General features: G+C 72.3%; 12 protein-coding genes. 7 read left to right on the plus strand and 5 right to left on the minus strand.

What is annotated here, in order from left to right; all coding sequences use genetic code 11:
* Positions 1-1,042: zinc-dependent alcohol dehydrogenase family protein (locus JFN87_RS28135; protein ID WP_209344497.1), on the minus strand; the 1,042-nt coding region annotated here is incomplete at its 3' end.
* Positions 1,043-1,162: 120 nt separating this feature from the next.
* Here JFN87_RS28135 and JFN87_RS28140 point away from each other — a divergent pair.
* Positions 1,163-2,083: an alpha/beta fold hydrolase gene (locus tag JFN87_RS28140; protein WP_209344480.1), complete on the plus strand. Its 921-nt coding sequence runs from the start codon at positions 1,163-1,165 to the stop codon at positions 2,081-2,083.
* Positions 2,084-2,261: 178 nt separating this feature from the next.
* Entirely contained in the window at positions 2,262-3,953 is a 1,692-nt protein-coding gene (locus JFN87_RS28145) for a Na+/H+ antiporter (protein WP_209344482.1), read from the plus strand.
* A gap of 130 nt (positions 3,954-4,083) precedes the next feature.
* Here JFN87_RS28145 and JFN87_RS28150 read toward each other — a convergent pair whose 3' ends face one another.
* On the minus strand, positions 4,084-4,521 hold the full coding sequence (locus JFN87_RS28150; protein WP_209344485.1) for an SPW repeat protein: 438 nt from the start codon (positions 4,519-4,521) through the stop codon (positions 4,084-4,086).
* Between the two features lie 117 nt (positions 4,522-4,638).
* Positions 4,639-4,824, minus strand: coding sequence for a hypothetical protein (locus JFN87_RS28155; protein WP_209344487.1), 186 nt, complete (start codon positions 4,822-4,824; stop codon positions 4,639-4,641).
* Positions 4,825-4,839: 15 nt separating this feature from the next.
* On the opposite strand from JFN87_RS28155, the gene JFN87_RS28160 reads away from it, so the two are divergent.
* Positions 4,840-6,264 carry a S53 family peptidase gene (locus tag JFN87_RS28160; RefSeq protein ID WP_209344489.1) on the plus strand — a complete coding sequence of 475 codons (1,425 nt, stop codon included), beginning with the start codon at positions 4,840-4,842 and terminating at the stop codon, positions 6,262-6,264.
* 89 nt (positions 6,265-6,353) lie between these two features.
* Here the strand turns inward: JFN87_RS28160 and JFN87_RS28165 are convergent, their stop codons facing one another.
* Positions 6,354-7,922: an MFS transporter gene (locus JFN87_RS28165; RefSeq protein WP_209344499.1), complete on the minus strand. Its 1,569-nt coding sequence runs from the start codon at positions 7,920-7,922 to the stop codon at positions 6,354-6,356.
* 401 nt (positions 7,923-8,323) lie between these two features.
* Here JFN87_RS28165 and JFN87_RS28170 point away from each other — a divergent pair, with 401 nt between their 5' ends.
* The 3 genes from JFN87_RS28170 to JFN87_RS28180 all read left to right on the plus strand — a co-directional run bounded on the left by JFN87_RS28170 (position 8,324) and on the right by JFN87_RS28180 (position 10,058).
* On the plus strand, positions 8,324-8,974 hold the full coding sequence (locus JFN87_RS28170) for a hypothetical protein (RefSeq protein ID WP_209344491.1): 651 nt from the start codon (positions 8,324-8,326) through the stop codon (positions 8,972-8,974).
* A 90-nt stretch (positions 8,975-9,064) separates the two neighbouring features.
* Positions 9,065-9,541: an ATP-binding protein gene (locus JFN87_RS28175; RefSeq protein WP_209344493.1), complete on the plus strand. Its 477-nt coding sequence runs from the start codon at positions 9,065-9,067 to the stop codon at positions 9,539-9,541.
* Positions 9,542-9,854: 313 nt separating this feature from the next.
* A complete protein-coding gene (locus JFN87_RS28180) occupies positions 9,855-10,058 on the plus strand; it encodes a cold-shock protein (RefSeq protein WP_030898965.1) in 204 nt (67 codons plus the stop codon).
* Between the two features lie 246 nt (positions 10,059-10,304).
* Here the strand turns inward: JFN87_RS28180 and JFN87_RS34200 are convergent, their stop codons facing one another.
* Positions 10,305-10,439, minus strand: a complete 135-nt coding sequence (locus JFN87_RS34200; RefSeq protein ID WP_282961678.1) for a hypothetical protein — start codon at positions 10,437-10,439, stop codon at positions 10,305-10,307.
* A gap of 47 nt (positions 10,440-10,486) precedes the next feature.
* On the opposite strand from JFN87_RS34200, the gene JFN87_RS28185 reads away from it, so the two are divergent.
* A partial coding sequence (locus JFN87_RS28185) for a DEAD/DEAH box helicase (protein WP_245182108.1) occupies positions 10,487-11,884 on the plus strand: 1,398 nt, incomplete at its 3' end.

An 11,884-nucleotide genomic window follows, 5' to 3' on the forward strand; every position in this document is an offset into this window, starting at 1 on the left:
ACATCGGAGACAGGAGTTCAAACGTGTGCACATCCGATCCCGCTGCCCGCTCGCCCATCGCCGCGAGCGCCGCCGGCGCCGCGTCCAGGCCGATCACGGACGTCACCAGCAGGTCGGGCCGCAGGGCGCCCGCCGCCACCTGCCGCATCAGCCGCGGATAGGCGTGCGCGGCCATGCCGTGCGAGCCCAGGACGTCGATCTCGTACGCCACGACCCGGTCCATCGGCAGCGGCGTGCCGTCCCCGGGCAACAGCCCCACCTGGACATGCCTGCCACGGCGCCGCAGGCACATGACCGACGCCGCGCACGTGCCGGGCGAGCCCAGCGCGTCGAGCGAGGCGTGGGCGCCGCCGGTGGCGTCCCGTACCGCGGCCGCCGTGTCCGGCACGGACGCGGCGTCGACGCACACGGCCGCGCCGAACTCGCGCGCCAGTTCGAGCGCGCGCGGCGCCACGTCGATCGCGACGACCCGCGCGCCGCTCGCCGCCGCGATCATCACGGCGGACAGACCCGCCCCGCCGCAGCCGTGCACCGCGAGCCACTCGCCCGGCACGACGCGCGCCCGCTCCACGACCGCGCGGTACGCCGTGGCGAACCGGCAGCCGAGCGACGCGGCCGTCAGGAAGGACATCGAGTCGGGTACGGAGACGAGGTTCGCGTCCGCGTGGCGCAGCGGCACGTACTCGGCGAACGAGCCCCAGTGCGTGAAACCGGGCTGCTCCTGCGCCTCGCACACCTGCTGGTCGCCCGTCGCGCACGCCGGGCAGCGCCCGCACGCGCACACGAACGGCACCGTCACGCGCTGCCCGGCCCGCCAGTTGGCGACGTCGGAGCCCACCGCCACCACGTGGCCCGCCAGCTCGTGCCCCGGCACGTGCGGCAGCGCGATGCCGTCGTCGTGGCCCATCCAGCCGTGCCAGTCGCTGCGGCACAGGCCCGTAGCGCCGACCCGTACGACGACGCCGTCCGGTGACGGCGCCGGATCCGGCACCTCGCGCACCTCGGGAAGCGCGCCGAACTCCTCGACCACCACGGCCCGCATCGCCGCCACGCCCCTTCCCGCGCCTGTGGCCCGGGCCGTGCTGGTTGGCCCGCGCCGGTCCCGGGCCTACCGTAAGCCTCAGGAGATCGGCGCATTCGCACACCGAGCCCGGAGGTACCGATGCCCGAGGTGACGCTCTCGGCCGGCACGATCGAGTACGAGGACACGGCCCATCGAGACACGGCCCATCGAGACACGGTCCATCGAGACACGGCCCTCGGCGATGCGGCGGTGGCGGCCGGCGGGGCGCGCGACCGGCCGACGCTGGTCCTGCTGCACGGGCTGACCATGGACAGCTCGGTCTGGCACGAGGTCGTCGCCGACCTCGGCCCCGGCTTCCGGTGCGTGCGCCCGACGCTGCCGCTCGGCGCGCACCGCCTGCCCATGCGGGACGGCGCCGACCTCACGCTGCGCGGGATGGCGCTGCTGGTGGGCGAGTTCCTCGAAGCCCTCGACCTGCGCGACGTGACGCTCGTACTCAACGACTGGGGCGGCGCGCAGATCCTGCTCTCCGAGGGACGGCCCGAGGTCGTGGCGCGCGTGGGACGGCTGGTGCTCACGGCGTGCGAGGCGTTCGACAACTACCCGCCGGGCCTGCCCGGCCGCCTGGTGACGGCCGCGTGCCGTGCACCGGCCACGGTGCGGCTGATGATGGAGGGGCTGCGGTTCCGCGCGCTGCGCAGGGCGCCGGGTGGATGGGGCTGGATGAGCCGGCGCCCGGTGCCCGGCGCGATGATGGACGCCTGGTTCACCCCGGCCCGCGTCGATCCGCTGGTGCGCCGCGACCTCGCCGCGTACGTCCTGTCCGTGCCGGACCGCGCCACGCTGCTGCGTTACGCGGACGGCATGCGGACGTTCGGGCGGCCGGTGCTGGTCGTGTGGGCGAAGGAGGACCGGCTGATGCCGCGCGCGGACGGCGCCCGGCTCGCCGCCCTGTTCCCCGACGCGCGCCTGGTGGAGCTGGACGACACGTACACGCTCATCCCGATCGACCAGCCGCACCGACTGGCCGAGCTGCTGCGGGACTTCACCGGCGGCTGACCCCCGCGCACGCCGGCGCCGCGGCCGCGCACGCCGGTGCCGCGGGCCCGGCGCACGCTGATGTCACGGGCCGGGACCGGCCGACCCGTAAGATGGGTTCCGGTGTGCCGGGAAGCCTGGTCGGCGGCGTGACAGCTCTCTGTTCTCTGTCGCGTCAGTCAGCCGATCAGGGAGCCCCATGGCCAGCTTGACCGTCATCCTTCTCCTCGTCGTGCTCGCCACCGCCGTGGCGACCGGCGCCCGGCACTGGAAGGTGCCGGCCCCGTCGCTCCTCGTGTTGGCGGGCCTGATCGTGGGCCTCGCGCCGTGGGTGCCCGATGTGCGCGTGCCGCCCGAGATCATCAGCCTGGTCGTGCTCCCGCCGCTGCTCCACGCGTCGGCCGAGGAGCTCTCGGCGCGTGAACTGCGGCCCGTGTGGCGGCCGGTGGCCGCGCTCGCCTTCGGCCTCGTCCTCGTGTCGGCCGCCGCGGTCGCGCTGGTCGCGTCGGCCTTCACGCCGTTGTCGCCGTCGATGGCGTTCGTCCTGGGCGCGGTGCTCGCGAGCACCGACCCGGTGGCGGTCACGGCGCTCGGCCGCAGGCTCTCGCTGCCGCCGCGCGTACAGACGATGGTGCAGGGGGAGAGCCTGTTCAACGACGCGACGAGCCTCGTGCTGTTCAAGGTCGCCATCTCCGGCGCGGTCGCCGCGGGCGCCGTGTCCGTGCCGGGCGCCGCATGGCGGTTCCTGCTGCTCGGCGGTGGCGGCGCACTGATCGGCTGCGCGATCGGCGGCCTCGTGGTGCTCATCCGCCGCCGCACGGAGGAACCGACACTGGAGACGGTGATCGCACTGGTCACCCCGTACGCGGCGTACGTCGTGGCCGAGGAGTCGCATGCGTCCGGTGTGACGGCGGTGGTGGTCGCGGCGGTGGTGCTCGGCAGCACGGGCCACCGGCTGGGCAGCCCCGGCATCAGGCTCCAGACGCACGCCGTCTACGGGACGGTCGTGTTCCTGCTCGAAAGCGTGGTCTTCGCCCTGATCGGGCTCCAGCTCCCCGTCATGGTGCCGGAGTTGGAGGCCACGGAGGGTGCCTGGCCGCTCTGGGTGATCGCGTGCGCGTGCACGGTGCTCGCCGTGCGGCTGCTGTGGGTCTTCCCGATGTCGGCGCTGACGCAGTACGTGCGCGGCGGAGGGCGCGGCGGGGACGCCGGGCGCGGCGAGCGTGGCCAGGACGGCGGCGGCGGCGAGCGCGGCGCGGCGAGGCCGCGCGTGTCGTGGCGCGTCCCGGCCGTCGTGACGTGGGCGGGGACGCGGGGCGTCGTGCCGCTGGCGGCCGCCCTGTCGATCCCGCTCACCACCGACGCGGGTCAGCCGCTGCCGCACCGCGCGCTGGTGCTGGTGCTGACCACGGGCGTCGTCGTGGTCACCCTCGTCGGGCAGGGGTTCAGCCTCACGTCCGTCGTGCGCTGGTCGGGGATCGCCCTGGAGCCCGAGCACACCGTCCGCGAGGAGGCGTGGGTGCGGGGCGCGCTGGCGGGCCGCGCACTCGCCGAGCTCGACCGGCTCGCGGAACTCGGCGCGGCCCCGCCCACCGCCGTCGACCGGGCGCGGCGCAGGCTCGGCGCCCGGTACGGCCGGGCGGCGGGCGAGTCGGAAGGCCCGCGGGAACTCACGCGGGAACTCCCGAGGGATCTTCCGCGGGAGCAGGACGACCGCCCGCACGAGGACGACCGCCCGCACGAGGACGACCGCGACCTGCGCCGCGTCCTGATAAGGGCGGAGACGTCGGAGCTGCACAGGCTCTACGAGAGCAGCGAGATCAGCGGCGCGACGATGCGCCGCCTGCAGCGCGCCCTCGACCTGGAGCAGGCGAGCCTCGGCGAGGCCTGAGCGCGACAGCCGACAGCCGACAGCCGACAGCCGGGAGCCGACCGCACGTGTCCGTGCCGCCGGCTCCCGGGGAACCCTGTCGCCGCGTCACCGCGCCGGTGTCAGGACACCGCCGCGCCGACGCCGGCGGTCAGGGCCTTCGCGCGGCTCGCGCGACCATGGCCCCTGTGGCCAGGGAGAGGAGCACCATCACGCCGCCGACGACGCAGTTGCTCCAGATCGTGCGGGTCGTGTCCACGCTTCCCGACACGACCCACGGTGCGATGATCGCCCAGATGCCGATGCCGAGCGCGGCCCAGCTCATGCCGTGCGTGCGCTCGTATGCGGAGTTGACGAACCCCATGGTGAGCACCGTGAACGCGAGGCCCGCGATCAGGTTGTTCACCGTCAGCGTGGTCAGGCCGCTGAATCCGACGATCCACGGCGATATCGCCAGGTAGAGACCGGCCAGCAGGGCCAGACCTTCGACGGCCTGCGCCGCCGGAGTACTCGTGGCCCGCTCGGAGTGGGCGCGGAGGGCCATGATGTCCGGGTGCTGATCAATGCCGGGTGACGTGTGTGCCGCCATCTCGGCCACCTCCTTCGCTGTGGCGTGTGACCGAGTTCGAGTGGCCTTCTCGACACGACTCAATCAGTTGGGCCGCGGAAATTTATCCGTTCTTTATCTCTCTGGCTCTCTCTGGGATCACTCGCCCTCGACGCGGCGGCCCAGTGCCGCCGTGCGGGTCACAGAAATGTCATGCACGGGCAAATTATTCGGCTGACAGGGGTAAACAGGCGGCCCGTTGGCGCCCTGATCCTTGTCCCGGGACTGACCTGACGATCTGATCGTCATACCGATCATCCGATCGGTCGGCATGATCCACTCCATGCAAGGAGCATCTCCATGCACAGAGTTCTCCCGGCTCAGCCCCGGAAGAGAGCCGCGGCACTGGCCATAGGGGCCACCGCCCTCGCGACCTGCGCCCTGGTGACCGCGCCCGGCGCGCCGTCCGGCTCGGGGGCGGCCGGCGCCACGGCCGTCCGAGCCGAGACTCGCCTGCCTCAGGTCGGGGGCTCGCTGCCGCAGCCCGTGCCCGCCATCGCGGGCCGCCAGGTCATCCGCGGCGCGCGCGGGCCGCTCACCACGGCCCAGTGCGAGGCCCAGTACGGCATCGCCTGCTACACGCCCACGCAGTACCGGCAGGCGTACGACCTGAACCCCCTCTACCGGCGTGGCATCACCGGGAAGGGCCGCACGATCGTCATCGTCGACTCCTTCGGGTCGCCCACCGTGCAGCACGACCTCGACGTGTACAGCAAGCAGTTCGGCATGAAGAGCACGCACGTGGACGTCGTGAAGTGGGGCAAGGTCCCGAAGTTCGACCCCACGGACGCGACGATGACCGGCTGGGCCGGCGAGACCAGCCTCGACGTGCAGATGGCGCACGCCGTCGCGCCCGACGCGCACATCGTCCTCGTCGAGACCGGCATCGCCGAGACCGAGGGCGTCACCGGCCTGCCGGAGATGATGGACGCGGAGAAGAGCCTCATCGACCGGGGCATCGGCGACGTCATCACGCAGAGCTTCGGCGCGACGGAGAACACCTTCCCCGGCTTCGGCAAGGGCGACTTCTCCAGCATCCAGAAGCTGCGGTACGCGTTCAAGGACGCCAAGAGGCACAAGGTGACCGTGCTCGCCTCATCGGGCGACGGCGGCGCGACCGACTCGACGGCGGACGGCGTCGGTTACTACACGATGCCGGTCAACTCATGGCCGTCCGGCGACCCGTTGGTGACGTCGATCGGCGGCACCCAGCTGCACCTCGACGCCAAGGGCGAGCGCACGTCACCCGACAGCGTCTACAACGACAACGGCGCGGGCGGCGGCGGCCAGTCGCACGTGTTCTCCAGGCCCTCGTACCAGAACAGCGTCAGGCGCGTCGTCGGCAGCCGCCGCGGCACGCCCGACGTGTCGATGTCCGCCGCGGTGGACGGCGGGGCCTGGACGTACACGAGCTACGACCCGACGCAGACCGGCTGGGGCGTCTCCGGCGGCACGAGCGAGGCAAGCCCGCTCTTCTCCGGCATCGTCGCCCTCGCCGACCAGCAGGCGGGCCGGCGCCTCGGCGACATCCACCGGGCGCTGTACAGCCTGTCGGCGCAGTCGCCGTGGAACCCCTTCACGGGCATCGTCGACGTGAAGGACGGCACGGACAACTCGTACGCCGGCGTCACCGGCTACAAGGCCGTGCCCGGGTACGACATGGCGACGGGCGTCGGCACGATCGACGCGAACAGGTTCGTCCCCGCGCTGGCGCGCAGGCACTGACCTGAGCCGTACGGACCTGAGCCGTACCGCCTGGTCACGACGGTCAGGTGCCCGCGCCGCGCAGCCGCGCGACGCGGGCACCGCCTCCGTCACTCGTCGTCCCACCAGTCCGGGCGACGGGACTCCTCCGTGTGGTGCCCGCCGGGGTGCCGCACCCTCAGCCACACGTCACGTGCCTGGCGCCCCGCCTCCGTGCGGCTGCGCGCCACCAGGCTGCGCGCCTGCTCCTCCGTCTCCACCATCGGCCCGGAGCCGCGCAGCGGCTTGCCCGCCGTCTCGTGCAGGAAGAACGTCGAGATGAGCCCGATCAGCCCCGCGATCATCAGGTAGTAGGCCGGCACCATCTCGTCGCCCGTGCCCTCCACGATCGCCGACGCGATCAGCGGCGTCGTGCCGCCGAACAGGGACACCGACACGTTGAAGGAGATCGACAGCGCGCCGTACCGGATACGCGTCGGGAACAGGGCGGGCAGTGTGGACGCGGATGTGCCCGCGAAACACACCAGCAGCAGCCCGAGGATCGCGCAGCCGATCGCGGGCATCAGCACGCCGCCCTGCCTGATCAGCAGCACCGCAGGTGCCGCCAGCACCACCATCGCGATGGAGCCGCCGAGGAACATCGGACGGCGGCCCCACCGGTCGGAGGAGCGCCCGACGACGGTGATGGTCACGGCCACCATGACCATGGTGCCGAGGATGAGGAGCTGCGCGGTGACGTCGCCGATCCCCACGTTCTCCGTCATGAACGTCGGCAGGTAGGACGTCACCATGTAGTTGGTGACGTTGTAGAGCAGGACGAGCCCCATGCAGATCAGGATGGCCGCCCACTGCCCGGAGAAGATCTCCCTGAGCCGCCCCTTGCCCGACTGCCGGGCGCTCTTGGCGACTTCGTCGTCCACGCGCGCGGCCTCCCCGGCGCCGGCGCCGCCCAGCTGCTCCGAGGCGTCCTCGGCCTCCTGCTCCCGCAGGAACGCCGGCGTCTCCTCCAGGCGGAGCCGCATGTACAGGCCGACGAGGCCGAGCGGGCCCGCGACGAAGAACGGCACGCGCCATCCCCAGTCCACCATCCCGTCGGAGCCGAGCAGCGCGGTCAGCAGAGTGACGATGCCGGAGCCGAGCGCGTAGCCGACGAACGTGCCGAAGTCGAGCCAACTGCCCAGGAAGCCACGGCGCTTGTCGGGCGCGTACTCCGCGATGTACGTGGTGGCGCCCGCGTACTCGCCGCCGGTGGAGAAGCCCTGCACCAGACGGCAGATCAGCAGCAGGATCGGCGCGGCGAACCCGACCGCCGCGTACCCGGGCAGGAACCCCACGGCGAACGTGGAGATCGCCATCATGACCATGGTGATGGCGAGCACGCGCTTGCGGCCGATGCGGTCGCCGAGCGGCCCGAAGACGAGCCCGCCGAGCGGGCGGACGAAGAACGCGGCGGCGAACGTCGCGAACGTGGAGACGACCTGTGCGCCCGGCGAGCTCGACGGGAAGAAGACCTTCCCCAACGTGGTCGCCAGGTAGGCGTACACGCCGAAGTCGAACCACTCCATCATGTTGCCGAGCGCCGCCGCCGAGACCGCACGGTTGATCTCGGCCGTGTTCGTGACGGTGACGTCGGCCTCGGTCAGGGGCCGCTTCCGCCTGCGCAGCAGCGAGCGGAGCAGCCGGTCGTTCGCGGAGCGGTCCGGGCCTGTGGAAACGCGGCCCTGTCGCATGCTGTTCGATCGACGGGGGCGGCCGATATTCATTGCGTCCTGTCCGTTGGCTACCGTTTTCGCTCATTATTCCCGGCCGGGCCCCTTCCGCCGGGAAGATGGGGAAGCGGACCGCTTGTGGCGCCGGCGAGCTGTGCTCACGTACCCGGGAAAGCGGCGCCGACTCCCGCTGACGCACGTCCCGCCGACGCACGTCCCGCGCCCGTGTCGCACAGCCGTTCGCGGTGGTGGCAGGTGCACCCCGGGTCCGGTCCTCAGGCCCAGCGACGCGGCGCGGCGCGCGCGCCACGATGAGGGCACGGGGCCGCTCCACAGGGCCGCGCCACACACGACACGACGGGGGAACGCCCATGAACGAGACCATCGCGAGGCGCCTGACCGGGACGGCGGGGATCGCCGCGGCGGCGGCGCTCATCGTCGAAGTGCCGCTCTACTTCCTCTACTCGGGGCCGCCGCCGGCCTCGAACGTGCTGGCGAGACTGCTCATCGGGATCGTCGCGCTCGGGCTCCTCGTCGTGTTCGTGACGTCCTTCCGCGAGCTGGTGAAACGCGTGAGCCCCGAACACGAGTGGGCCGGCACCATGGCCCTCACCTCGGGCCTCGTCTACGCGACCGTCACGCTGGTCTCCAGCGGCCTCGAAGCGGGCGCCGTCATCGCCTCCGACCACGCGATCGACCCGACGATCACCGTCGACGGGACGTACATCCTGTACGGGTCGATCTCCCGCCTGATGCTCGGGATCTTCCTGGCCTCCGTCGGCCACGCCGTCTCCCGCACCGGCCTGCTGCCGCGCTGGACCTGCTGGACGGCGTACGCGCTCGCCGCCGTGAACCTGGCGTTCGTGCCGTCCCTCTTCTTCGGCAACGACCCCAGCCACTTCTACGCGGCCAACGGCTGGGGCACCACGGCGCTGATGGGCGCGCTCCTCGGCTACTGGCTGCTCGCCCTGGGCGTGGCCACCGTGCGCAGCGCGCGGCGTGCGCCGCGTCCGGTCGTGTGAGTCGCGCACACCGGCCGGGACGACCGGCGAGTAAGGACGGGTGAAACGGGACACAAGGACAACCACGGCACGCAGGAAAGGGCGTCGGTGATGGACGAGCAGTGGACAGCGGCGTGCGACGGCGGCCGCACACCGGCGAGCGGCCGCACACCGGCGAGCGCGCGGACGGCGGCGAGCGCCGCGTACGACGGCGATCCGGAGATGATCGCCGAGGCGCGCGGGTTCGCCGGGGACTTCCTCGCGGACGCCAGGGGCGGGTACGGCATCCCCGTCTCCACACGGCTGGCCGGGGCGGTGGAGCTGATCGTCAGCGAACTGGTCACCAACTCCTGCAAGTACGCGCCCGGCCCCTGCCTGGTGGATCTGGCCGCGTCGGCGGAGTCCGTGGAGATCGCGGTGTGGGACGCGTGCGGCGCGTTCCCCGTCGCCTCGGCGCCGCGGCCCGACCGGGTCGGAGGACACGGGATGGAGATCGTGATGGGGCTGTGCGAGGGGTTCGCCGTACGCCGCGAACTGGTGGGCAAGCGGATCACGGCCAGCGTGCCGGTGGCCGACGAGCGCGTGTAGCCGGGCGGGGCCCGTCGGCCGGTCGGCCCGTCGGTCCGGGCCCAGCACGGGCCCGTGACCGGCTGCTGCGTCCCCGTCAGCGATCTTTCCGCGCACAATCGCGCACGGCGTGCTACCGTTCACAGGAGTTGCAGTTGTGGTTCCCAAGACTCCCAAGACTTCGAGTGTGCTTGCCGGCCTTCTACGAACGTGCTGGCGGGCGCACTTTCGTTTTTCCGAGATCCTCGATTTCCGAGATCTCCGGGCGGGGCAATCATGCGGCGACGCAGGTCCGCACAGTGCGGTCCTGAAACTGCCCCTAAGGAGAAATAATATGGCTACCGGAACCGTGAAGTGGTTCAACTCGGAAAAGGGCTTCGGCTTCATCGAGCAGGACGGCGGCGGCGCCGACGTCTTCGCCCACTACTCCAACATCGCGACCCAGGGCTACCGTGAGCTCCAGGAGGGCCAGAAGGTCACCTTCGACGTCACGCAGGGCCAGAAGGGCCCGCAGGCCGAGAACATCGTTCCCGCCTGATCTTCTCTGCGGTCGCGTCGCGGCCGGGGTGCTCAGCCTTGCTCAGCCCCCGGCCGCGTCTCCGTGCCGGGCCCCGGGCCGAGGCGCCGTCAACCGAACGGCGCCCGCCCGGGGGCCCGAGCCGGCCGCGCGGCGTACCCGGCCACGACCGGCGTACGAGCACGCGGCGGGGCGCAAGCCGCCCGCTGATGCTCCCGGTCCCGGACCCGCAGCGGCCCATCATCACCACCCCACCGGCGGCACCGGTCACCCAGGTGTTTCGCGATGAAGAATCTTCTTGCCCAAGCCGCCGGTCTTGCCCGACCGCATTTCCTCGCAGAAATCGACCGGGCCGCCCATTGCTGTACCCGGCTCGTTCCTGCGAATCTTCGTACCGTTCACGGTGCCGGGAATTCCTCGAGACGTGCCGCATCGAGGAAGGTTCTGCATTGAACCGATCACCCAGCACGAACAACCGATCGTCCGGTTCGTCCCGCCGCAACACGGCGGGCCGCAGGTCCGGATCCGCCCCCCGCGCGGGCGGCGGGCGCCGCTCCGGCGGAGGTGGAGGCGGTGGCCGCGGCTACCGGCCCGCCGCTCCCGTACGGGAGTTCACCGTCCCCGAGCCCGTCACCCCGGCCCTGCCCCCGGTGGAGGCATTCTCCGAGCTGGACATGCCCGCGCCGCTGCTCGCCGCACTGGCCGCCGAGGGCGTGACCGTTCCGTTCCCCGTACAGGCCGCGACGCTGCCGAACTCGCTGGCCGGCCGCGACGTGCTCGGCCGCGGACGCACCGGCTCAGGCAAGACGCTCGCCTTCGGTCTCTCCCTGGTCGCCCGCACGGCTGGCCGCAGGGCCGAACCGCGACGGCCGCTCGCGATGGTCCTCGTCCCCACGAGGGAGCTCGCCCAGCAGGTGACGGCCGCGCTCACCCCGTACGCGCGCGCCCTGCACGTACGGACGGCCACCGTCGTCGGCGGGCTGTCGATCGGCCGCCAGGCGGACGCGCTCCGCTCGGGCGCCGAGGTCGTCGTGGCGACCCCCGGCCGCCTGCGCGACCTCGTCGACCGCGGCGACTGCGTGCTGTCCGACGTCACCATCAGCGTCCTCGACGAGGCCGACCAGATGGCCGACATGGGGTTCCTGCCGCAGGTGACGGCGCTCGTCGACCAGGTCGCGCCCGGCGCGCAGCACATGCTGTTCTCCGCCACCCTGGACGCGAACATCGACCGTCTCGTCAAGCGCTACCTCAGCGACGCCGTGGTGCATGTGGGCGACCTGTCGGACGGCGTGGTCACGACGATGGAGCACCACGTGCTGCACGTCCGCGACCTCGACAAGGCGGCCGTGACGGTCGAGATCGCGGCCCGCGAGGGGAGCGTCCTGATGTTCCTCGACACCAAGCACGCCGCCGACCGGCTGGCGAAGAACCTGCTCAAGCAGGGCGTCAGGGCCGCGGCCCTGCACGGCGGCAAGTCGCAGTCCCAGCGCACGCGCACCCTGGCGCAGTTCAAGGACGGCCAGGTGACCGTGCTGGTCGCGACCAACGTCGCCGCGCGCGGCATCCACGTCGACAGCCTCGACCTCGTCGTCAACGTCGACCCGCCCGCCGACCACAAGGACTACCTGCACCGGGGCGGCAGGACCGCGCGCGCGGGCGAGTCCGGGCTCGTCGTCACGCTCGTCCTGCCGGACCAGCGGCGCCAGATGACCCGGCTGCTCGCCGACGCGAACATCACGGCCGAGACCACCCAGGTGAACTCGGGCGAGGCGGAACTGACCCGGATCACCGGCGCGCAGGCGCCGTCCGGCGTCCCCGTGACGATCACCGCCCCCGAGCCGGCCAAG

The organism is Streptomyces montanisoli, from assembly GCF_017813245.1.
Taxonomy (GTDB): domain Bacteria; phylum Actinomycetota; class Actinomycetes; order Streptomycetales; family Streptomycetaceae; genus Streptomyces; species Streptomyces montanisoli.